General features: G+C 53.1%; 21 protein-coding genes. 14 read left to right on the top strand and 7 right to left on the bottom strand.

Annotation, left to right across the window (positions count from 1 at the left end):
* Window positions 1–67: 67 nt before the first annotated feature.
* Complete coding sequence (locus ACO2Q8_RS09950) at window positions 68–961, bottom strand: EamA family transporter (RefSeq protein WP_423344650.1); 894 nt, start codon at window positions 959–961, stop codon at window positions 68–70.
* A gap of 3 nt (window positions 962–964) precedes the next feature.
* Between ACO2Q8_RS09950 and ACO2Q8_RS09945 the strand changes: the two genes are divergently transcribed.
* Together ACO2Q8_RS09945 and ACO2Q8_RS09940 are read left to right on the top strand one after the other, a co-directional pair.
* A complete protein-coding gene (locus tag ACO2Q8_RS09945; RefSeq protein WP_423344649.1) occupies window positions 965–1,930 on the top strand; it encodes a polysaccharide deacetylase family protein in 966 nt (321 codons plus the stop codon).
* Between the two features lie 137 nt (window positions 1,931–2,067).
* Window positions 2,068–3,003 (top strand): CPBP family intramembrane glutamic endopeptidase, encoded by a 936-nt coding sequence (locus ACO2Q8_RS09940; protein WP_423344648.1) that lies wholly within the window; start codon window positions 2,068–2,070, stop codon window positions 3,001–3,003.
* Between the two features lie 70 nt (window positions 3,004–3,073).
* Here the strand turns inward: ACO2Q8_RS09940 and ACO2Q8_RS09935 are convergent, their stop codons facing one another.
* Complete coding sequence (locus tag ACO2Q8_RS09935; RefSeq protein WP_423344647.1) at window positions 3,074–4,633, bottom strand: M81 family metallopeptidase; 1,560 nt, start codon at window positions 4,631–4,633, stop codon at window positions 3,074–3,076.
* Between the two features lie 166 nt (window positions 4,634–4,799).
* Here ACO2Q8_RS09935 and ACO2Q8_RS09930 point away from each other — a divergent pair, with 166 nt between their 5' ends.
* Window positions 4,800–5,222, top strand: coding sequence for a DUF1801 domain-containing protein (locus tag ACO2Q8_RS09930; RefSeq protein WP_423344646.1), 423 nt, complete (start codon window positions 4,800–4,802; stop codon window positions 5,220–5,222).
* Between the two features lie 20 nt (window positions 5,223–5,242).
* Here ACO2Q8_RS09930 and ACO2Q8_RS09925 read toward each other — a convergent pair whose 3' ends face one another.
* Entirely contained in the window at window positions 5,243–6,904 is a 1,662-nt protein-coding gene (locus tag ACO2Q8_RS09925; RefSeq protein WP_423344645.1) for an ArnT family glycosyltransferase, read from the bottom strand.
* Between the two features lie 93 nt (window positions 6,905–6,997).
* Here ACO2Q8_RS09925 and mog point away from each other — a divergent pair, with 93 nt between their 5' ends.
* Window positions 6,998–7,534 (top strand): molybdopterin adenylyltransferase, encoded by a 537-nt coding sequence (mog, locus tag ACO2Q8_RS09920; RefSeq protein ID WP_423344644.1) that lies wholly within the window; start codon window positions 6,998–7,000, stop codon window positions 7,532–7,534.
* 55 nt (window positions 7,535–7,589) lie between these two features.
* Here the strand turns inward: mog and ACO2Q8_RS09915 are convergent, their stop codons facing one another.
* Both ACO2Q8_RS09915 and ACO2Q8_RS09910 read right to left on the bottom strand, forming a co-directional pair.
* Complete coding sequence (locus ACO2Q8_RS09915) at window positions 7,590–8,873, bottom strand: anthranilate phosphoribosyltransferase (RefSeq protein ID WP_423344643.1); 1,284 nt, start codon at window positions 8,871–8,873, stop codon at window positions 7,590–7,592.
* A gap of 296 nt (window positions 8,874–9,169) precedes the next feature.
* On the bottom strand, window positions 9,170–9,745 hold the full coding sequence (locus ACO2Q8_RS09910; RefSeq protein WP_423344904.1) for a phosphatase PAP2 family protein: 576 nt from the start codon (window positions 9,743–9,745) through the stop codon (window positions 9,170–9,172).
* 198 nt (window positions 9,746–9,943) lie between these two features.
* Here ACO2Q8_RS09910 and ACO2Q8_RS09905 point away from each other — a divergent pair, with 198 nt between their 5' ends.
* From ACO2Q8_RS09905 to ACO2Q8_RS09865, 9 genes are all read left to right on the top strand, one after another.
* Complete coding sequence (locus ACO2Q8_RS09905; RefSeq protein WP_423344642.1) at window positions 9,944–11,461, top strand: ArnT family glycosyltransferase; 1,518 nt, start codon at window positions 9,944–9,946, stop codon at window positions 11,459–11,461.
* A gap of 18 nt (window positions 11,462–11,479) precedes the next feature.
* A complete protein-coding gene (locus ACO2Q8_RS09900; protein ID WP_423344641.1) occupies window positions 11,480–12,073 on the top strand; it encodes a YceD family protein in 594 nt (197 codons plus the stop codon).
* Window positions 12,074–12,147: 74 nt separating this feature from the next.
* The gene (gene rpmF / locus ACO2Q8_RS09895) at window positions 12,148–12,342 is read left to right on the top strand and encodes a 50S ribosomal protein L32 (RefSeq protein ID WP_038121838.1); all 195 of its coding nucleotides are present in this window, start codon (window positions 12,148–12,150) and stop codon (window positions 12,340–12,342) included.
* 183 nt (window positions 12,343–12,525) lie between these two features.
* Window positions 12,526–13,464, top strand: coding sequence for a phosphate acyltransferase PlsX (gene plsX, locus ACO2Q8_RS09890; protein WP_423344640.1), 939 nt, complete (start codon window positions 12,526–12,528; stop codon window positions 13,462–13,464).
* A gap of 129 nt (window positions 13,465–13,593) precedes the next feature.
* Window positions 13,594–14,580, top strand: coding sequence for a beta-ketoacyl-ACP synthase III (locus ACO2Q8_RS09885; RefSeq protein WP_423344639.1), 987 nt, complete (start codon window positions 13,594–13,596; stop codon window positions 14,578–14,580).
* A 108-nt stretch (window positions 14,581–14,688) separates the two neighbouring features.
* Complete coding sequence (efp, locus tag ACO2Q8_RS09880; RefSeq protein WP_423344638.1) at window positions 14,689–15,252, top strand: elongation factor P; 564 nt, start codon at window positions 14,689–14,691, stop codon at window positions 15,250–15,252.
* A 94-nt stretch (window positions 15,253–15,346) separates the two neighbouring features.
* Window positions 15,347–15,814, top strand: a complete 468-nt coding sequence (gene accB, locus ACO2Q8_RS09875) for an acetyl-CoA carboxylase biotin carboxyl carrier protein (protein ID WP_423344637.1) — start codon at window positions 15,347–15,349, stop codon at window positions 15,812–15,814.
* A 108-nt stretch (window positions 15,815–15,922) separates the two neighbouring features.
* A complete protein-coding gene (accC, locus tag ACO2Q8_RS09870; RefSeq protein WP_423344636.1) occupies window positions 15,923–17,266 on the top strand; it encodes an acetyl-CoA carboxylase biotin carboxylase subunit in 1,344 nt (447 codons plus the stop codon).
* Window positions 17,267–17,452: 186 nt separating this feature from the next.
* The gene (locus tag ACO2Q8_RS09865) at window positions 17,453–17,914 is read left to right on the top strand and encodes a nuclear transport factor 2 family protein (RefSeq protein ID WP_423344635.1); all 462 of its coding nucleotides are present in this window, start codon (window positions 17,453–17,455) and stop codon (window positions 17,912–17,914) included.
* Window positions 17,915–18,127: 213 nt separating this feature from the next.
* On the opposite strand, the gene ACO2Q8_RS09860 is transcribed toward ACO2Q8_RS09865, so the two are convergent.
* Window positions 18,128–18,946 carry an enoyl-CoA hydratase/isomerase family protein gene (locus ACO2Q8_RS09860; RefSeq protein ID WP_423344634.1) on the bottom strand — a complete coding sequence of 273 codons (819 nt, stop codon included), beginning with the start codon at window positions 18,944–18,946 and terminating at the stop codon, window positions 18,128–18,130.
* Window positions 18,947–19,068: 122 nt separating this feature from the next.
* Here ACO2Q8_RS09860 and ACO2Q8_RS09855 point away from each other — a divergent pair, with 122 nt between their 5' ends.
* Window positions 19,069–20,163: a T9SS type A sorting domain-containing protein gene (locus tag ACO2Q8_RS09855; RefSeq protein ID WP_423344633.1), complete on the top strand. Its 1,095-nt coding sequence runs from the start codon at window positions 19,069–19,071 to the stop codon at window positions 20,161–20,163.
* Window positions 20,164–20,212: 49 nt separating this feature from the next.
* Here the strand turns inward: ACO2Q8_RS09855 and ACO2Q8_RS09850 are convergent, their stop codons facing one another.
* Window positions 20,213–21,190, bottom strand: a complete 978-nt coding sequence (locus ACO2Q8_RS09850; RefSeq protein WP_423344632.1) for a radical SAM protein — start codon at window positions 21,188–21,190, stop codon at window positions 20,213–20,215.
* Window positions 21,191–21,198 lie beyond the last annotated feature (8 nt).

Raw genomic sequence — 21,198 nt, 5'->3', positions numbered from 1 at the left:
GTGTTTTGGGAGTTCATTCTAACTGGTCGATTAAATTAACTCACACGGACTAAAGTCCGTGGGTACGTTATTTAAACACCACAATCAGTCCGGCGCCGGTCACCATGATGGCGGCACCGATCAGTTTTTGCAGCAGGTGCTTTTCCTGAAAAAATTGATACCCAAACAACACGTTCAGCAAGGCCGAGGTTTGGAACAGGGCCAGCACGTAGCTCACCTGCATCCCGCCAAAGGCCGTATTGGTCGAAAACTGCATCAACCCCGCCGATACAAACAAAGCAAGATACGTTGTTTTTTGGACTGCCAAAATCCGAACCTGTGTTTTCCAACGGTTTCGCAGCGAAAAAAGAATCCAGCCGAACGAACACAGAAACCCCAGCACACACCAGCCGATGAAGGTCGTCGTGGGCGATGACAGCAACATGGCGCGCTTGATAAAAACCGCTTCGATGGCCGAGCACACCAGGGCAATCAGCCGCCACTGAATTTCCGGTTTTTTCACGAGTTCGAAGGAAAACCGGCGATTGTCTTGCCCCGAACCCAGCACGATGTAACTCCCGGCCACGATCAGCGTGACGCCCAGCACACCCATCCAGCTCGGGATTTCGTTCAGCAATACCAAGCCGAACACCATGCTGACCACCGATTTATAGGCGTTGATCGGACCAAGAACGGACAGTTCGCCGGTTCGGATGGCTTTGATCAGCAACACATTCCCCAGCACACCAATCCCACTAAACACCAGAACATTTCCCCAGAAAGCGCCGGATAACCGGAATAAATCCAGCTCTCCCCAGAACGGAATTGTCAATACGCTCAAAAAACCATAGGTTGCAGAGGAAACAAACAGTGGCTCGGCTTCGCGCTGGGTTAATTGTTTCTGGAAAACGTTGGCTACGGGACTCGAAACGATACGAACAAGGATGGCAACGGCGGTTAGGGTACTAATGAACACAAGCATAGAATGAAACAACGGTTCTTAAAAACCGCATTTATAACCCGTCTCGGGCTTTTACTAACAAGTTGGGCGTTCGTGTTTTCGGTTCAGGCCCAGAAAAAAATGGTCATTACGGTCGATGATCTTCCGGGCGTTACGCAGTATTACCGGACACCGGATGGCAAATACCAGATGAACCAGCGGCTGATCCGGCACTTTACGGCCCACCGCGTTCCGGCCATCGGCTTTGTGGTATCAAGCTGGCTGTACCGCAACGGCGTTCCGGATTCAAACCAGGTCAAGGTACTAAAAATCTGGCTGGATGCTGGGTTGGAACTCGGAAATCATACATTTTCGCACAAAGATTACACCGTCATCACGATCCAGGATTATTTTAATGAAGTAATTGGCGGTGAACAAATTACGAAACAACTGGTCGAGGAGCGGGGCAAATCATTCCGGTTTTTCCGGCATCCGTTCCTCCGAAAAGGCGAAACGCCCGCCAAGAAAGACTCGCTGGAACGGTTTCTGGCCCGCCGAAAATACCGGGAAGCGCCCGTGACGGTCGATAATTACGATTTTCTGTTCTCGCAAGCCTACGACAACGCCCTGCTAAAAGGCGATACGGCCGCAGCCGCCGAGGTGGGTCGGCACTACCTGGATTACATGATGGCCTATGTCCGGTATTACGAAGCGCAGTCGGATTCACTGTTTGGACGGCCGATCCCGCAAACGCTCCTGACGCACGCCAACACGATCAATGCCGCTTACCTGGGCGAACTGCTCACCCGACTGGAAAAAAGCGGCTACTCCTTTGTATCGCTGGACGAAGCCCTGAACGATCAAGCCTACCAATCGGCGGATCGCTACATGGGCAAAGGCGGAATCTCGTGGCTGCACCGCTGGGCGCTGACGCAGGGAAAGAAAGGAGCCTTTTTCAAGGGCGAACCGGAAGTGCCTCCGCTTATTACCCAACTGGCCGGAACCCGCTAACCTCCCAACCAACAAGCCCACCGGGGTTATTCAGGGCAACAATTCAACTACGATCCGTTACGGTTCAACACGTTTATGAGACTTCTCGACGGAAGAGCGTTGGTTTGCCGACGGTTTCCTGCCAACTTTGAGGTGCTATGCGTACCCTGCTCCGTTCCCTCCGCGACCACCTGAAAGCCGATTTCCGCGCCGATCTCTACGGCTTGGCCGCCGGATTTCTGGCGGTTTGCATCGGTGTCAATTATTACCTGGATTTCGAAGACAGTTACATCGACGCCTACCGGGGCCAGAACATCCGGATTCTGTTTTACTTTCTGTTTTATGCGTTCGCCTATTATTCTGGCGTTGCGCTGTGGACGCGGTTTCACGGACAATCCGGCATCTGGCAACGGCGGGATTTCTGGGTCTACAGCCTGGCGGGTTTAGGCATTTACAGTTGGTACGCCGGTTTTTACGGTTTTAACGACTGGAGTCACGCGGTATTCGACGGGCAGGTTTACCAGTTTGCCTTCTACTGCCTGCGCAATTTACAGTCGTTGCTGACGGTTATTCTGCCACTCAGTCTGTTTTATTGGTTCGTAGAAAAAGAACTGAACGGGTTTTACGGCATGCGCCCGAAATGGAAAGGCCTGCAAATTTATTTCGTGTTGCTGCTCTGCATGGTGCCGCTGATTACCTACGCGTCCTTCCAGCCCTCGTTTCTGGAATCATACCCGACTTACCGCGATACCAGCGCCAACGAGTTTTTCAATGTGCCCGAATGGGTGACGGCGCTGATCTATGAACTGGCTTACGGCTGGGATTTTGTGCCCACAGAGCTGATGTTCCGGGGCTTTCTGGTCATCGGCATGGCCCGGATGCTGGGCCGGGGGGCGGTTTTTCCGATGGTGATTACCTACGCCTTTATCCACTTCGGGAAGCCGCCCGGCGAGACGATCAGTTCCATCTTTGGCGGTTATATTCTGGGGGTCATTGCCTTGCAAACCCGCAGCATCTGGGGCGGCATCATCATCCACCTCGGCGTGGCCTGGCTAATGGAACTGGCGGCATTTCTGCAATTGGCTTTCGATTAGCAAATCGTTGGTTTTGGGAGCGAAATAGCGTATTTTCAGAAAAAACGTCCACGATCAATTACCCGAAGCCCTACTTACCTTCCCCCGAAACCGGTATCAGCCGGGCTTTTAAATCCGGCGTTTTCATGTCTTTATCGAGCGGAAACATGGGCCGCTGAATCCGCTTGTACGGTAGCCGGAACAAATCCTGATCGACGCCCCCGGGCGTGAGCGCCATGATCCAGTCGGCCCGCATGTTGTACAGTTCGGGTTCGAGGTAACCAATTTTGACGACTACAATATCGGATTCGCGGGGCTTGAGGCCCAGTCGGGTAAAATCGGCTTCCTTGTGGTACGGTTTTCGTTTTTGGGTAACAATAACATTGACGCTGCCCACTTTCACGACCACCTCAACCTCCGCATTCTGGTCCCCCTTGACAATGGATTTCACGGTGCCTTTGATTGGAACCGGCGGGGCAAACCGCGCATCGACCCGCGCCCCGGCTTTGCCATCGACTTGACCGCCCACGCCCACCGCCATCGCCTGTTTCACCAGGTCCGGATCGGGAATCGACGCGTAAATCAACGAAGGGCCGTCGACTTTCTGAAATTCCGGCCGCGCCAGAATCTGGGTAAGCGTCCAGGTCACGTCGCCCGCGCCCCCGGCCGTCGGGTTGTCGCCGGTGTCGCTAATGAAGTATGGATGTTTCGGACTCGCCAGCGCTTTCGCCAGGGCCTCATCCAGCGTGCCGGTCGGGGCCACAAAATCGAACTCGTTCCGCACGTTCCAGAACGCCGTGGCCAGCTTTTCGGCCGATTGGGTCACCTTTGTTTTATCGTCGCCCACCACCATCACCACGGCGTGGTTGCGCGGCTCGTCGGCCCAGGCGTACCCAATCCAGATGCCCGCGTCGACAATGCCCTCCTGGTTATCGGCAATCGGCGCAACCTGCTGGTACAGGCTTTTGCCCGGTTCAATCCGCGTGCTGGTTTTCTCGCCCGGCAACAGAATCGGAACCGGAATCCAAGCTTTGTACGCTGGTTTTCCTTTGCCACTCTTAATGCGCTCCAGTAACCGAACGACGGCCCGTTCCTTGGTTTGCATGGCGTCTTCGTGCGGGGCCAGGCGGTAACAGGTCATCAGGTCGGTATGTTGAGCCAATCGTTGGGAAACATTGCCGTGCAAATCCATCGACGTCGAAATGAGCGTTTTGTAGCCAATCACCTGCCGGATGCGGGTAATGAAATCGCCCTCCGGATCGTCGAGGCCCTGTACGCTCATCGCGCCGTGAATATCGAAATAAAGCCCGTCGTAAGGCGCGTATTTTTTGAGCGAATCCAGCGTTTTGTTCACCAGCGATTCGTAGGCTTCGCGCGTCACGGCCCCGCCCGGCAGCGACTTCCCGACAATGGTCGGCACCCAGATAGCCTGTTTCCGTAGGGGCGAAACCGGCATCATAAACGGATACGCATTGTAGACTTCCCCGCCGTACCGGGCATGAAACGCTTCCTCGTGCGTGACCGCCGGTGAAAACGTACTGGACTCGATGCCCAGCCCAGCGATGGCGATGCGCGGCAACCTGGCGGATTGGCCCCATCCAACACTCACCAGTGAAAGCCACACTGTAAAACCCAGGAAGATCTGTTTCATCTTGACAAGTTAAGGCATTTTAGCCATCTTTAAAATCGTGGGACGAATCTACCTTTTAGCTGCCTAAAATCTAAAATCAGGTTCTATTTTCAAGCGGGCCGGGCGGTTTTTCCCCTTTTTAGCATGGATTGGGCATTTGAACAGCACTTGATACCAATGGACGATTATGGCAAAAAATAAGACAACCGAAACCGACAGCAGCGTAGCCGCGTATCTGGAGGCCATTCCGAACGAAAAAAGACGCAGTGATTGTACGGCCATTATTGAATTAATCACGACAGAAACCGGGTTAGTACCCAAACTGTGGGGCACTAGCATCGTCGGTTTCGGGAGTTACCATTATAAATACGAAAGTGGGCACGAAGGTGATGCCCCACTGACCGGACTGTCGTCACGGGCCAACGCCATTACGTTGTACCTGGGTTCGAACTTCGACCAACGGGAGGAGTTGCTGCAAAAGTTGGGCAAACATAAAACCGGCAAAGGCTGCCTGTACATTCAAAAATTAGAGGACATCGACACAAATGTGCTGCGTCAACTGGTCCATAACTCGGTTGAATCCATGAAAGCCCGGCATCAAATTGCCTGAAAACCCCGCTTCATTTTCAATCACTTGAACGCCGGTTTTCGGCGCAGAAACACAAAACCGGCTTCTTCGCCGATGATCTCCAGATTCGGGTTGTAGCGGTATTGATCGATGTTGATGTTGCGGGTGACAAAGTACGTCGGTTTATCGACCGGGCCGTTGATGAGCCAGTCTTCGCGGTAGCTGTTTGGGTTCGTCGGCGGTTCTTTCCGGAAATAAAAGAGATGAGCGTAGCTTTTGTAGCCAATCGGTTCGATGTAAATGTCCTGCCCCTGTTTCGCTTCGTAAAAATCAATCACCGCGCCCTGGGTGTAGCGTTCGATCTTGGGCACTACGGCTGGTAAAATAAACCACAGCAGCAAGGGCGTTGCCAGAAACAGCGTGATCATACTCCCGACCGGCCGCCGTTGCCGCAGCACCAGCAGCAGCAAAATGGCTAGTCCATACGCCGTTCCGATGATCCACTCCCAGCCCGCCCACTCGACCGGGGCCGTCAGGTTGGCGGCCGCAAACCGGTCTTTGATGTGCGGAATCAGGTCGGCTGCGTGCATCCCGACGAGCGGCAACGCGGCCATCAACAGACCCAGCACCCCACCAATCAGCGCAATCCCGACGGTCAGCCAACGGTTCCAGGGCAGTTTTCCGGCGATGTATTGGTACAAAACCGTCGCGGCCAGGTACGAAACCGGAAACCAGGCCATCGACGAATAATGCACAATTTTGGTTTTGACGATCGAAAACAGAACCATGACAACCCAGAACAAAATCACCATCCAGCGCCGGAAATCCCGTCCGGTTTCACTCCGTCCGTCCGTTTCAGGATCGGCCACGCCCGCGAAAAAACCGCGAATCGCCAGCAACGACATGGGAAAACAGCCCAACAGCACGACCACAAAATGGTAGTAAAACGGTTGCTGGTGCCCGGCATCGGGCGTCGAAAACAGCCGGATCTGGTAGCGGATAAACTCCTCGAAAAACCAGAAACCGTTCTTCACCAATTCGAGCCCGAACCAGACCGAAGCCACGACTAGCGCACAGCCGAAGAAAGCCAACCCATTCCCGAAGCTCAGAATCGGGCGAAAGCGTTGCAAACCCCAATACACCAGAAACGTCAGCCCGAGCAGCAAACCGCCCACCGGGCCTTTGGTCAACACCGCCAGCCCGACAAATAACCCGGAGAAAACCGCCAGCCGGGTCGCTTTCGCGCTACCGTAAACCGCCACAGCCCGCGCCATAAACCACACACTCAGGAAGATAAACAGGTTGAACGTGGGGTCGATAATGCCGGATTTGAAGTACAGATGGGGCGTCAGCGACCCGAAATAGGCCAGCGCCCAGAGCAGCCCGAACCGTTCGTTGCTGATTTTTTTGCCGATGGAATAAAGCACCAGTAACGTTACGACGCCAACCACCGCATTCGGAAACCGGGCGGCAAACTCGCCAATACCGAAGACTTTCATCGCCAGCACCTGCAACCAGAAAAACAGGGGCGGTTTTTCCCAGAATGGCTGAAAATTGATCTGAACGCGGGTGTAATTGCCGGTCACGATCATTTCCCGCGCCGACTCGGCGAAGTTGATTTCGTCCCAATCGAAGAGATGAACCCGGCCCAGAAACGGAAAATAGAACAAGGCTCCGGCCAGAACAATCAGAAAAGGAATCAAACGCGACGGAATGCGGGGCATGACATTGAGGTTGAGTTTGCAAAAGTACGGAAACTCCCCAATCCGTTACGCGGCCGCGTGTATCTTTGCTCCCTCATTCAAAAACCGTTGTTGATGGCAACTCCGATTCGCATTGGTGTGATTAACGTGTCCGACCGCGCCAGCGCGGGCATTTACGAAGATATTCCGGGCAAAGCCGTGGTCAGTTTGCTGACCAGCTACCTGAGTTGTGACTGGGAACCGGTATACCGCGTCATTCCCGACGAGGTGGCGCAACTGGAAGCGACGATGATTGAACTAGCCGATACAGAAGGCTGCTGTCTGGTGGTCACGACTGGCGGCACCGGCCCGGCACTCCGCGACGTAACCCCCGAAGCCACCGATGCGGTTTGCCAGAAAATGCTGCCCGGTTTTGGCGAACTGATGCGGCAGGAAAGTCTGAAGTACGTGCCGACGGCCATTTTATCGCGCCAAACCGCCGGAATTCGCAACCAGACACTGATTCTGAATCTGCCCGGCAAACCCTCGGCCATTGAGCAGTGTCTTTCGGTGGTGTTTCCGGCCATTCCGTACTGCATCGACCTGATCGGCGGCCCTTATTTGACGACGCACGAAGCGGTCATGAAAGTTTTTCGCCCCAAACAAAGCTAACAATCAACCCATTAGGCAACTTGGTTATTCATTATTAATTGTTCATTATTCATTTCTAATACGTTCCCTGCCCATTCAGTTGTCCTTCGATCCAGTCCATTCCCCGGCTTAAGAGTGCCTGCATGAACCGGGCGCGGTTGTCGAAGTCGTCGTTTCCGGTTTCGCCTTCCTGCATGAAATCGCGGACCAGTCGGGCATTGTCGCTCACCTGGAGATTCGTTACAATATCGTCACTTTCGGTGCGATACCCGACAAACGAAGCCAGATTGCTATCAAAATGCTGGTAAAACAGATGCCCCCGGGCCGTCCGAACGGCGCACAGAATCCCGCTTCCCCGGCTGGTCGACGGTGCCAGGCTCCCCTCCAGTCCGCGTTTTAGCACAATAACCGCGTCGAAATCGGCCATGAGGGCCAGTTCAGCCATTTTCATCTGGGCCGTTACCTGAAAAACCGACGTGACCAAAATCCGTGCACTGCACGGGTTTAGAATGCGCTCAAGCGTCGATAAAAATGGGCGCTTCAGCATCACCCGACGCCGGTCGACCCAGCGATTCAGTGCGGGCGACAGCGCCTTCTGATCCAGTACCCAGCCAAATGGCTCCGGCGGGGTGTTGATTTCGTGGTTACTCTGTAACATCTGACAACCCAGATACAGATACAGATCATGCGCATTAAGCGTGTACTTCGGTCCCGGTGTCCGGCTCACCACCGACAATGTGCCATAGCCACGTTGCTCGAAAAAATGAGCCAGCAGGGGCGTAATCAGGTAGGTATGATCCGTACCGTCGAACGGTTCGGCGAGTTGCACCAGCGGGCGGTCGACGCAGCTCAACTGCCGAAAACCGGGGGTGATGGTTTCCATCGCGGCTTCGTACAGGCCTTTGTATTCATCGTTGGATTCGTTCCGGATGCGCAGAATGCTGGCAGCCATTCCCTTGAACGTCTCGCATTCATCTTCCAGAAACAGAAAGTTACCCAGTTGATGCGCTTCACTCGGGCGAAGCGTATGGCCTTTTAGCAGCTTCGTCGCAATCGGAAACAGGTTGGCTGGCAAATCCGGACAAACTTTATTGATGAAAAAAGCCGGATTTGAAAAGGCTCCTTTACCATAAACCGTTTCCAGGGAACGCTCCTCGGAGGTAGGTCCTTTTGTCAGCAAGGCTCCTAAAAACGAACCAACCAGAATCGGTTCTGCATCGCCCGACTGCAAAGCCTCGCGACATTCGTCCAGCAGAGCGGGCGGTAACGACCGGTTCTGTTGCTTACCGACACCGATATGCTGAATGCCCCGAGCCAAAGCAGTCGTAGCGGAATCAGCAAGGGCTGGCAGTTGCGACATAGTTTTGATAACCTTTGTATTTCAAGCTGAAATTACAAAAAGGGGGAATTTTTACTGATAGACCAGCCAATATTTAATACAAAATTCAACAAAAAGCCAAATAAAGATTGATATATGGCTACTTCTACAACCTTTTTTTTGGCAAAGTTACCAATCTACAAAATAATGAACATCCTAATCCGGGTTTGAAATGCGTCTCCAGAGGCTGTATACGTAAAAGCCGGTAATCCCGTGGATTTACCGGCTTGTTATCATTATTTTAAGATTACCTTGAATTTCCCGTCGGAACGCTGCATTTAAAAATGCAACCGCCGGTCGTGCCAGCTTCGGGGGTATTTTTCCCAATGACTGGTCAGGAGGATAAAAACGACGAGGGACGAAACGGTTCCGATGATCGCTCCGACATAGATATCTTCCACAAAATGCTGGAAGAGGTAGACCCGTGAGTAGGCCGTAATAGCCGCCAGCAACGCAAAAAACCAGCCGCGTTGCTTACGCTCGTCCAGCAGAGCCAGCAGACAGAACACCGAAAAGGCCGTCGTGGAGTGACCTGACGGAAAGCTGTTATAACTGTGAATATCAAGCCCTTCGATGACACGGTATTGCCATTCAGAATGCTCGAAGTATTTGAGGGGCCGCAAGGCATCCGGAAAAACAAGCTGTTTCAGAACGCGAGCAATCAGCGTCGAGAGCAGAAAGGAAGCCGCTCCCATCAGTGCAAACCGAAACGACCGAAAAGCCAGTAAAACCGTCACGATGACGGCAAAAGCACCATCGCCCAGGTAAGTAACATTCCTAAAAAACAAGTCGGCTGCAGGTGAGTTGCGGGCATTGACCCACTGCATCATTTCGGTCTTGCTGTAAATCAGCATCAAACCACCTACAACTAAAAGAAAAAAAAGAAAGACTATAAAAAAGGAACGATTCTTCCTTAAAATTTCCATACGAAACTGTAATTAAGGCCTATATACGATAACATAGTGTGAAAAAATTTAGTAAGTCGGTAACTTGGCATTGTTTTTATTCTTTCTCGTGGTATGCGTCCCCTACCGTCTCTTTCTGCTGGATTAATGACACCACTAGCTCCTTATCGTCGGATCGGCTGGCTTTTCACCCTGGCCTGGGGCGCTTTTGTTCTGTTCCGGCGGCTGCTACGCGAAGGCATGTGGGCCGATGGACTGACCTACGCAGCCATTGCCCGGAACATGGCAATTGGTAAAGGTTCATTCTGGTCGCCGGTTTTTGCCAGTTCGTTCTGGTTGCCCTACAACCATACGGAAACGTTTTACGAACACCCCCCGCTGCTGTTTTACCTGCAATCGTGGTTTTTCCGGCTCCTCGGCGACAGTTATGCGACCGAACGGGTGTATTGCTTCGTCGTCTTTGCGCTCATCATTGTCCTGATGGTGCAACTGTGGCGGCAGGCTGTTCCGGCCACCCATCCGCTGCACCGTTGGGAGTGGTTGCCGGTTTTGCTGCTGTTTACCTGCCCGCTGACGGAATGGACCTACGAACAGAATTATCTGGATGTCACGATGAGTTTGTTTTGCCTCCTGACCGTCAAATATACAATAGCGGGCTGGCAAAATCCCAACCGCCCGCTGCTCCCGGCTGTTCTGGCGGTGTTAGCGTTGCTGGCGGCTTTCCTGACGAAAGGGCCAGTGAGTCTGCATGTTCTGGCGGTGCCTGGCCTGTATACCCTGGCGTATGACCGCCCGTTAAAAGTTGGAAAAGCAGTTGGTTGGACGCTCGTGCTGGCAGGCGGTTTTGGCGGGTTGCTGGCCCTGCTGCTGCTGTACGATCCGGCCCGGATTTTCCTGCAAGCATACTTCAACCAGCAGGTAATGGCGGCTTTGAGCGGCAAGCGCGAAGTGTTTGCCGACACGGCCGGGCCGCTGGGCCGGACCTACATCGTTCAGGTGTTGCTGAAAAACATCGCTCCTTCGCTCGGCTTGATCGGCCTTGTCTGGTTGCTCAACCGGTTTTGGCGGAATGGATCAGTTTCGGTTCAATCGCTGTCGAAAGCAAGTTGGTTTTATGTTGGCTTGGGACTAGCGACAACGCTGCCGATGATGGTCACGACGAAGCAAATTGATTACTACGTCGTGATTGCACTGCCGTATATGGCGCTGGGTCTGGCGGCCTGGCTGGGGCCGTCGTTGGCCAAGCTGTTGTTGTCGTGGTCACTTGCCAAACCGGCGTTGAAGACCATGACAGCACTCGGCGGGCTGGCTTGTCTGGCAACGGTTTTCTACGGAATTCGAATTGCCGGAACGCCCTACCACAGTTACCGGACCATTTTGAGCGATGTTTACCGGATTGGCACCGTGGTGCCGCCCGACACGAAGCTGGGCGTTTGCCCCGACATGATGGCGAGTGTGCTGCTACATTCTTACATTCAGCGCTACAACCGGCTCGAAATGACCACGCTGGCGCAAAAACCGGCTTATTTCCTGACCGATTCGGTTTGCCGGGTCGCGCAGGAGGAGGAGCTTCGGCGGGCCGGGTACCGACCCGTGTCTGTTCCGCTGGAGCGCTACGTTCTCTACCGCCGGTCGGAGGGTTCTTTACTGACAAAGTCACTGTAAATTACGGACTAATCTTTCATGGTTCAGAAAAAGTTCGTAACTTTGCGGACTATTTTTGAGACGGTTGTGAAGGAGTTGCAGAAATACACGATCACCATCAGTAGTCTGGAGAACAAATCGTACGAATTTGATTTCGAATCGGGCGACGCGTTTTTCGAGGCCATGGAGCAGGATTTGATTCAGCGCGGATCATTCAAGACGCAGTTGGTGTTGACCAAATCGTCGTCGATGATTCAACTGAATTTCCACATCCGGGGAACGGTGGAATTGACCTGCGACCGCAGTCTGGAACTTTTCGACGAACCGTTCGACATTCGGGAGCAGTTGTTTCTGAAATACGCCGACCGGACCGAAGAACTGACCGATGAAATCGAGCTGATTCAGTGGGATACACAGCAGATCAATGTGGCGCGTTACCTCTTCGATTTCATTGTGTTATCGTTGCCGATGAAGAAGCTGCACCCGCGTTTCCGGGATGAGGAAGCCGGGGAAAGCGACGATCAGGAAGGCAAAGTGGTATACCGCTCGGAGCCGTCGGAACCGGATGCGGAGGAAGGCGAACCGCCGATTGATCCCCGCTGGGATTTATTACGAAAACTGACTAATAATTAATACTCTTGTTCGTGCTTCTGCGCCGGTTTGGGCTGCGGAAGAACGGACCGACTGACAATTGACTAACTAAAGTTATGGCACATCCCAAGCGCAGACATTCAAGCACCCGGCGGGACAAGCGTAGAACGCACGATAAACTGACCGCGAAAGCCCTGTCCTTCGACGCCACGACGGGCGAAATTCACGTTCGGCACAAAGCCCACGTATTCGAAGGCAATTTGTATTACAAAGGCAAGGTCGTTATCGAGAACTACGCACCGACCGCCTAAGACATCAGCCCCCAACCCCTGAAGGGGCTTTTTCTGGATTTTTGAAAACCGCTTTCAGCAGGTTGGGGCATCAAGTATTTCACAGGAATCTGGACCGGATGAACGTGAAATACTTTTTTATTGGCGGGCAACTAGTATTTTTACACGTTCGTTTACCAATTCAGCGTACCCAACCCTGGTTCAATGAGAATCGCAGTCGATGCTATGGGTGGCGATTTTGCTCCGGAAGCCATTGTGGAAGGAGTGGTAATGGCCACCAGAGAATTACCCAGTGACGTTACCATCGTATTGGTGGGTAAACAGCCGGTAATTGAAACCCTTCTTCAGAAATACAACTACGCAGGTTCTGGTCTGGAAATTGTCCATGCGGAAGATGTGATCGAAATGGGCGAGCACCCCACCAAGGCGCTCTCGCAGAAACCCAATTCCAGCATCGGAGTTGGGTTTAAACTTTTACGCGACAAGCTCGTCGACGCATTCTGCAGTGCCGGCAACACCGGAGCCATGCACGTCGGGGCGCTGTTCAGCATCAAAGCCATCGAAGGCGTGATGCGGCCCGCCATTGCCGGTTTTGTGCCCCAGTTAAGTGGCGGTTTTGCCGTTATTGTCGACATTGGTGCCAACGCCGACTGTAAGCCCGAAATGCTGCTACAATTCGGCGAAATTGGCTCCATTTATGCCCAATATACGTTTGGAATCGACAAACCCCGCGTTGCCCTGATGAACATCGGGGAAGAAGAACAGAAAGGTTCGCTGGTAGCACAGGCAGCCTATCAATTGCTCCTGAACAGCCGAAAAATTAACTTTGTCGGCAATATGGAAGGGGGCGACTTCTTCCGCGATAAAGCCGACGTCATCGTGACCGATGGGTTTACGGGCAATATCCTGTTCAAAATGGGGGAATCGCTGTACGAAATTACCAAGGGCCTGGGTTTACAACACGAGTTTATCGACAAAACCAATTACGAATCCGTGGGCGGCAGCCCGATTGTCGGGGTGAACGGGAACGTGATCATTGCCCACGGAATTTCATCGCCCTTAGCGATTAAAAATATGCTTAGTCTGGCGAAAAAACAGGTTGAATCCGGTGCCTATACCAAAATTGCACAGGCTTTAAGTTGAAATCAGACCCTAGATAAAAGACATGAGACAAAAGATCAACGACACCGGCACATGGATTTTAGCTCCCGGCGGCTCTATTGTCTTTCATCTATTCTCTTTTATCTTTCCAAATTGATTGTACCCCCGAGTATGAACAGTAAAGCGGCAATTACAGGCGTATACGGCTACGTACCGGACTACATCCTGACCAATGCAGAGTTGGAAAAAATGGTGGATACCAGTGACGAATGGATCACCAGCCGCACCGGTATTAAAGAACGGCATATTCTGAAAGGTGAGGGCTTGGGCACGTCCCATATGGCCGCCAAAGCGGTTGAAGGATTGCTGACCAAAACCGGGACCGCGCCGGAGGAAGTCGAGTTGCTGATTTGTGCCACCACAACGCCCGATTACGTGTTTCCGTCGACAGCGAACCTGATCTGCGACATGACCGGCATTCGGGCTGTCGGGAGTTTTGACATACAGGCGGCCTGTTCGGGCTTTTTGTATGCGCTGACGATTGGCTCGCAGTTTATCGAAACCGGAAAGTACAAGAAAGTCGTGGTGGTGGGCGCGGATAAAATGTCGGCCATTGTCGACTACACCGACCGGACAACCTGCGTTTTGTTCGGCGACGGAGCCGGGGCGGTTTTGCTGGAAGCCAATACGGAGGGGAACGGCATTTATGATTCAATCATTCGTTCCGATGGGGCCGGGCAGAATCACCTGGTGCAGAAAGCCGGTGGTAGCCGGTATCCGCCCACGCATGAAACCATCGACAAACGCTGGCACTATGTGTACCAGGACGGGCCGTCAGTTTTCAAGTTTGCGGTTAAAAACATGGCCGACGTTTCCGCCGAAATCATGGAGCGTAACCATCTGACGGGTAGCGATGTCGCCTGGCTTGTACCGCACCAGGCCAACAAACGCATCATTGAAGCCACTGCCAACCGCATGGGCCTTGGCATGGACCGGGTGATGCTCAATATTCATAAGTACGGAAATACCACCGCAGCTACGATCCCGCTCTGCCTGTTCGACTACGAACCGGTGTTGAAAAAAGGTGACAACCTGATTCTGGCCGCTTTCGGGGGCGGATTCACTTGGGGAGCGGTTTATCTTAAATGGGCAATTTGATTGTCTGAACCCTGATTACACGGATTGAAGGATTAACTGTGATTTAAAAATCCGTGTAATCAGGGTTCAGGTTAATCATTAAAATCAGTGTAATCATAGTTCAAAAACATGGCAACGACCGCAGACCTGCGTAACGGGCTCGTCATCAACTTCAACAACGACCTGTTCCAAGTTACCGAATTTCAACACGTTAAACCCGGCAAAGGGGGCGCTTTCGTTCGGACGAAGCTCAAAAGCCTGACATCCGGCAAAGTGCTTGACAACACCTTCAACGCCGGAGTAACGATATATCCGGTCCGGGTAGAGCGCCGGAAGTTTCAGTACCTTTACAAAGACGAAGCCGGATATAACTTCATGGACAACGAAAGCTTCGACCAGATCAACCTCACCGACAAAATTGTGGAAGGTGCTGATCTGATGAAAGAAGGCCAGGAAGTCGAGATCCTGATCAACGCCGAAAGCGAAACACCGCTGACCTGTGAATTACCGCCTTTCGTCGAACTGGAAGTGACCTACGCCGAACCCGGCATCCGGGGCGATACAGCCAACAGCCCGAAAAAGAAAGTAGAGGTCGAAACCGGCGCGACCATCATGGTGCCGCTGTTTATCGAACAAGGCGATAAAATCCGGGTCGATACCCGTACGTACGATTACGTTGAACGAGTAAAATAGATTTTTAGAAATTATGAATGATTAATTATGAATGATGATTGTTTGGGTTATCCCATTCATCATTCATAATTAATCATTCATCATTCAGAAAAACATGGATACGAAAGACATTCAGAAACTCATCGATTTTATCGCCCAGTCGGGTCTGGATGAAGTCAGCATTGAGACCAACGAATTGAAACTGGCCGTCAAACGGTATGGTCAGGCTCCGGCAGTTGCCACTCAGGCGGCTCCGCAGGTGGTCGTTCAGCCGGTGGCACCAGTCGCTCCAGCCACGCCCGCAGCCGCTCCGACGCCCGCTCCCAAAGCCGATACGTCGAACTACCAGACGATCAAATCCCCGATGATCGGGACATTCTACCGCTCGTCGGGTCCAGATACCGATGCATTCGTTGAAATTGGCGACGAAGTAAAACCGGGTAAAACCGTCTGCATTATCGAAGCCATGAAGCTGTTCAACGAAATCGAATCGGAAATTTCGGGCCGGATCGTCAAAGTTCTGGTCGAAAATGCCACCCCGGTCGAATACGACCAGCCCCTGTTCCTTGTCGAACCTGTTTAATGGTGAATGAGTGAATAAGTGAATGAGTGAATTGCTCCGCTAGCTGTCCTATTTTCTGCGAAACAATTCACTCATTCGCTCATTCACTCATTCACTCATTCAAAAAATATGTTTAAGAAAATACTCATCGCCAATCGGGGCGAAATTGCGTTGCGGATCATCCGGACGTGTCGCGAGATGGGCATCAAGACAGTGGCGGTGTACTCGACCGCCGACCGCGACAGCCTGCATGTGCGGTTTGCCGACGAAGCTGTTTGCATTGGTCCTCCGCCAAGCCGCCAGTCGTATTTAAATATTCCCAATATCATTTCGGCCGCCGAAGTAACCAGCGCCGACGCCATTCATCCCGGCTACGGTTTTTTGTCGGAAAACGCCGAATTCTCGCAAATATGTGCCGATTACGGCATCAAGTTCATTGGAGCCACCGCCGAGCAGATCAATGCGATGGGAGACAAGGCGACGGCCAAAGCCACCATGAAAGCTGCCGGAGTTCCGGTTATTCCGGGGTCCGACGGGCTGCTGGAGTCGGTTGAAGAAGGCAAACGGCTGGCTGCCGATATGGGTTACCCGGTTATTATCAAAGCTACGGCCGGGGGCGGTGGTCGTGGGATGCGGATTATCAAAAGCGAGTCCGAATTCGAGAAAGCCTGGCTCGATGCCAAAATGGAATCCGGAGCGGCTTTTGGTAACGACGGTTTGTATTTGGAAAAATACGTCGAAGAACCGCGTCACATCGAAATCCAGATCGTTGGCGATCAATACGGAAAAGTGTGTCACTTGTCCGAACGGGATTGTTCGATTCAGCGTCGGCACCAGAAGCTGGTCGAAGAAACGCCTTCGCCGATTATCAGTTCTGAGCTGCGCGAACGCATGGGTGAAGCCGCCATCAAGGGCGCTTCGGCCATCGGGTACGAAGGAGCCGGAACCATTGAGTTCCTGGTGGACAAATACGGCGAATTTTATTTCATGGAGATGAACACCCGGATTCAGGTTGAACACCCCATCACGGAAGAAGTGACGGATTTTGACTTGATCAAGGAACAAATCAAAGTGGCCGCCGGAACACCGATTTCAGGCAAGAATTACACGCCCAAACTCTACGCAATGGAATGCCGGATCAACGCAGAAGACCCGGCCAACGGTTTTCGCCCATCGCCCGGCAAAATTACAAACCTGCATTTCCCCGGTGGACACGGTGTCCGGATCGATAGCCACGTCTACAGCGGCTACACCATTCCGCCGAACTACGACTCGATGATTGCCAAGGTGATCGTGTCCGGGCAGTCGCGTGAGGAAGTGATCACCCGGATGAAGCGGGCCTTGCAGGAATTCGTGATCGAAGGCATCAAAACCACGATTCCTTTCCACATCAAGTTGATGGACGACCCTAAATTCCAATCGGGCCAATTCACCACCGCGTTCCTGGAAACCTTCGATTTCAGTACGCTCTAATCGTGTCTACGGACCGCCCGTGGGTACAGAAAACCGGAACCTGGCACCAGGTTCCGGTTTTTCATGCTTCCTCTTTCCATCAGCCGGAAACGCGGTTGTCTTTGCAACGGCAAACAGAGGTTGTTTGAGCGCCTAATTGTATATTTATCGTTGATAGAGCCCCCTTTCCACCTCATTCGATTACTGATGAGAACCACATTCCTTGTCGTATTCAGCCTAATTTCGTTACCCGTGTTCGCCCAGTCGGACGATGAAAAAGCCGTTCGGGCCACGATTACGCAACTATTCGACGGGATGCGGAAGTCCGACACAACGCTCTTCAAAGCGGTTTTTGCCCCCGGGGCCTCGTTGCAGAGTGTCGCCAAGACGAAAGAGGGCCTGGTCAGCGTCCGAAACGATGCGATTCCCAGTTTTGTCGCGTCGGTCGGAAAACAAAAACCGGGCGCGCTCGATGAGCGGCTTTCGGCCTATGAGGTCAAAATCGACGCTGAAATGGCGATTGCCTGGACGCCCTACGTGTTCTACTACAACGGTCAGAAAAGCCACTGTGGCGTCAACGTCTTTACACTGGTAAAGCTAAACGGTGCCTGGAAAGTCCAGACCATCATCGACACTCGCCGACGCGAAAGCTGCCCGGACGTAAATTGAATGATAAATGTTAAATCAGTACTGTACGAAGGATTGGTTTTGCCCCAATATTCTTTGGTGTCGTGTGTGAAACCTTGACAAAAAACCGCCATTTCTTGCCTAAATAGAGGCCGTGTCAAAAACCGTAACCAAATTTATTGAAAGCAATTTGTCTTTTAAGCAAAGGTTTTCAAATCCTTCGTACAGTACTGATTTAACATTTGAAATTCCTCTTCATTCTCCTTTCCACGTTGGCGGTCGTTTTTCCAGAAAAGCCGCCATGCCTTCCTTCGCGTCGGCAGTTTCCTGAATTTGCTGAAATTGAGCATGCAGAAACGCCTGTTGCTGACCCGGCGGCAGGCTCTTAAGTTGCTGATACGCCCTCAGCCCGAACTGCATGGCCGTGGGCGAATACTGTCTGAGCTCGTCGGCCCATTGCTGCACGGCACTTTCCAGTTGCCCCTCGGCCACAATCTGCGTCACCAACCCCACGTCCAGGGCTTCAGCGGCCGAGAGCGTCCGGGCGCGAAGACACAGGTCGAGCGCTTTGCGGGCGGGCATCAGGTCAAGCAAAACCGCCAGCACCTGAAACGGAAACAGCCCGCGCTTTACTTCCGGCAAACTGAACGTGGCGGCATCCGTGGCAATCACGTGCGTACAGCCACCCACCAGCAGAAAACCGCCTGCGTACACCGCGCCCTGCACCCGCGCCAGACACGGTTTTTGCAACCCGGCCAGCAACTCGCCCAGCCGCACCGGCCCCGAGGGTTCCGGCACGGTTGACTCGGCCTGCTCCCCGGCCGTCAGGCTTTTCAAATCCATCCCGGCGCAGAATACGTCGCCCGTCGCCCCCAGGACGACCAGCCAGACGTCTTTTTCGTAGTGAGCGTACGCGAGCACAAAGGCCAGTTCGTTCAGCAAAACCGTATTGAGTGCATTTTTCTTTTCCGGGCGGTTCAGCATCAGCGTCAGGACGTGGTCTTCCTGTTTCGTCAGCAAATGCCGGAACGTGTATGAGGCAAAACCGGCGGTTTGTTCGGGCGTATAAAGCATGCTTTTTCGGTTAAAAATCCGAGCGAAAGGACACAGACGGTAATACTACAAAATTGCCTTTTCCGTTTCAACAATACACATGAACACCTATTAGTTTAGTTAGCCCTATCCTTCTCCATGCTATGAAAAAGATCATTACATTCCTGCTAGTATTGAGCGCACTTCCGGGATGGGGAACCCATCTCGTTGGCGGTTACATTCAAGTTAAACGGCTTTCGGCCTCACCCCTGTTCAAATTTATCGTCAATGTTTACATAGACAACGCCGGAGGAGCTGCCAACGAGCAAATCACGCTTTGTCCCGGTGATGGCTCCGGGGCACTATCCGTTCCCCGAAAATCCCTAAATCGGCTGGAGAACGGCCTTAGTCTCGCGATCTATGAAGTTGACTATATGTACAGCGGAACCGGATCTAGCTCCTACACAGTTTCGGCGCAGGTTCCGAATCGGTCCCAACTGACCAATTTGCCCAACGCGCTTCAAACGCCCCTTTACCTGGAAACGACCTTTTCGGCTTCCGTAGTCAACGCCCTGCCGGTTTTTCAGGGTCCGACGCCGGGCAGCCTGACGGTTCCGGTCAATCAGAAAGCCGTTTATAATTTTCAAGCGAAAGACGAGGAAGGCGATAGCGTGGTGCATTACCTAGTCCGGATTCGGAACGGCGAGTGCCAGCGCAGCCAGCCGGTTTGGGAATACGTGTTTCCGAATGATGTGACCCGCCGGGGAACCTTTAAAATTGATGCCAAAACCGGTCAGCTAACCTGGGACGCGCCCACGCAAACCGGCATCTACGACTTTGCGGTGGTGGCCGAAGAATGGCGCAACGGCCAGCGGATCAGTTCCACACTGTTCGACATGGTCACACGGGTGGTCGATCAGCCGGGCACACCGGGCATCATTCCGCCGTACGAGCCGGTTCTGGAACGCGGCTTACTGACCGGCCTCGACGAGCGCGTTGATGATACTGGCTTGTCGGTAGTGGTCGCTCCCAGCCCGTCGCAGGGTCGTTTTCAGGTGGTGTTGAAAAGTCAGAAACCGACCACGGCCACGTTCCAGTTGATCGATGCGCAGGGAAAGCTGATTGAGGAAATAAAAACCGGAAAAACCGCCCTGGAACATCAGCAGGCCATCGGCAACGAGCAACTCGCGCCGGGTTTGTACCTGATCCGAACATCGGCTCTTGGACGAATCCTAGCTACGAAAGTGCTGAAGCGATGATTCTATTTGAGCACTAAACCGCCGTCAGGGTCTGCAATCACTGACGGGGTTAGAAAAGCTGTTTCCAGGTGCCTTTTAGACGGTTGTATTTCAGCGTGCTCGGCAGCGCTTTCCACCAGTACCGGTTCATTTCGACGGCAAACGACGGCTGCATGTAGCAGTTGATGGCGCAGCCTTCACAACCTGGCAAGCGGCCTTCCAGCGCCACCAGCTTCTGCACTTCGTCCGAGCGGTAGAGGTTGTACAGATCGCCGTCAATGGAGAAATCTTTCAGGCCGAGGTGGTAACAAGGCAACACCAGCTTGTTTTCGGGCGAAATGACGAGCGTGGTGCTTCCGGCCAGGCAAACCGGGTCGGCGACGTGGTTGCCACCGTCGCGCCGGAGCTGGATGAAGGCGTCGTTGAGGTACACATTCTTCTGCTTGCCCCACCAGGTCATTTCCTGCAACGATTTCTCTGAAAAACCGGCGCCGGTTTCCACTTCGTTGTACTCAAAAACCGGGTTCAGGATCAGGACCAGGCCATTCGGCAGACAGATCTCTTCGTGTAGCTGTTTGATCTGGTGGACGTTATGCTCAAAAACCGTAAACAGAATGTCGGGCCGCTCCCCCAGTTGACGGGCCAATGCAATGGACTCCATCACCTTGTCAAAACACTTGACGCCCCGGGATTTGTCGTGCTCCTCAGCAATCGGCGAATCCAGTGAAAAGTGCAGCATGTCGACCAGCCCACGCAGCCGTTCGGCGTATTTGGGGTATAGCAAGCCGTTGGTCGTTACGGTCGTGATCAGGCCGAGGTTCTTGGCTTCGCGGAGCAGTTCGTCAAGCTGGCGGTGCAGCAGCGGTTCGCCACCCGTAAAATCGACCACCCGGACGCCCAGCCGCTTGAGGTCCCGCAAGTTGTCGCGCACGTTCTCCGGCGTCACGTAGGGCGATGGGCGCTCCCAGATGTCGCAAAAACTACAGGTCGCATTGCAACGATACGTGATGTAGTAATTGCAGAGAACCGGGTGGGAGACAAGGCGCATGGGCTGAA

The organism is Larkinella sp. VNQ87 (assembly GCF_049445795.1).
Taxonomy (GTDB): Bacteria; Bacteroidota; Bacteroidia; order Cytophagales; family Spirosomataceae; genus Larkinella.
Note: the sequence above shows the minus strand (reverse complement) of the source record. Positions and strands in the feature narration are given on the sequence as shown.

Coding starts and splice junctions, on each gene's coding strand:
- ACO2Q8_RS09950 (WP_423344650.1), bottom strand. CDS start 961: ATGCTTGTGTTCATTAGTACCCTAACCGCCGTTGCCATCCTTGTTCGT.
- ACO2Q8_RS09945 (WP_423344649.1), top strand. CDS start 965: ATGAAACAACGGTTCTTAAAAACCGCATTTATAACCCGTCTCGGGCTT.
- ACO2Q8_RS09940 (WP_423344648.1), top strand. CDS start 2,068: ATGCGTACCCTGCTCCGTTCCCTCCGCGACCACCTGAAAGCCGATTTC.
- ACO2Q8_RS09935 (WP_423344647.1), bottom strand. CDS start 4,633: ATGAAACAGATCTTCCTGGGTTTTACAGTGTGGCTTTCACTGGTGAGT.
- ACO2Q8_RS09930 (WP_423344646.1), top strand. CDS start 4,800: ATGGCAAAAAATAAGACAACCGAAACCGACAGCAGCGTAGCCGCGTAT.
- ACO2Q8_RS09925 (WP_423344645.1), bottom strand. CDS start 6,904: ATGCCCCGCATTCCGTCGCGTTTGATTCCTTTTCTGATTGTTCTGGCC.
- mog (WP_423344644.1), top strand. CDS start 6,998: ATGGCAACTCCGATTCGCATTGGTGTGATTAACGTGTCCGACCGCGCC.
- ACO2Q8_RS09915 (WP_423344643.1), bottom strand. CDS start 8,873: ATGTCGCAACTGCCAGCCCTTGCTGATTCCGCTACGACTGCTTTGGCT.
- ACO2Q8_RS09910 (WP_423344904.1), bottom strand. CDS start 9,745: ATGCTGATTTACAGCAAGACCGAAATGATGCAGTGGGTCAATGCCCGC.
- ACO2Q8_RS09905 (WP_423344642.1), top strand. CDS start 9,944: ATGACACCACTAGCTCCTTATCGTCGGATCGGCTGGCTTTTCACCCTG.
- ACO2Q8_RS09900 (WP_423344641.1), top strand. CDS start 11,480: ATGGTTCAGAAAAAGTTCGTAACTTTGCGGACTATTTTTGAGACGGTT.
- rpmF (WP_038121838.1), top strand. CDS start 12,148: ATGGCACATCCCAAGCGCAGACATTCAAGCACCCGGCGGGACAAGCGT.
- plsX (WP_423344640.1), top strand. CDS start 12,526: ATGAGAATCGCAGTCGATGCTATGGGTGGCGATTTTGCTCCGGAAGCC.
- ACO2Q8_RS09885 (WP_423344639.1), top strand. CDS start 13,594: ATGAACAGTAAAGCGGCAATTACAGGCGTATACGGCTACGTACCGGAC.
- efp (WP_423344638.1), top strand. CDS start 14,689: ATGGCAACGACCGCAGACCTGCGTAACGGGCTCGTCATCAACTTCAAC.
- accB (WP_423344637.1), top strand. CDS start 15,347: ATGGATACGAAAGACATTCAGAAACTCATCGATTTTATCGCCCAGTCG.
- accC (WP_423344636.1), top strand. CDS start 15,923: ATGTTTAAGAAAATACTCATCGCCAATCGGGGCGAAATTGCGTTGCGG.
- ACO2Q8_RS09865 (WP_423344635.1), top strand. CDS start 17,453: ATGAGAACCACATTCCTTGTCGTATTCAGCCTAATTTCGTTACCCGTG.
- ACO2Q8_RS09860 (WP_423344634.1), bottom strand. CDS start 18,946: ATGCTTTATACGCCCGAACAAACCGCCGGTTTTGCCTCATACACGTTC.
- ACO2Q8_RS09855 (WP_423344633.1), top strand. CDS start 19,069: ATGAAAAAGATCATTACATTCCTGCTAGTATTGAGCGCACTTCCGGGA.
- ACO2Q8_RS09850 (WP_423344632.1), bottom strand. CDS start 21,190: ATGCGCCTTGTCTCCCACCCGGTTCTCTGCAATTACTACATCACGTAT.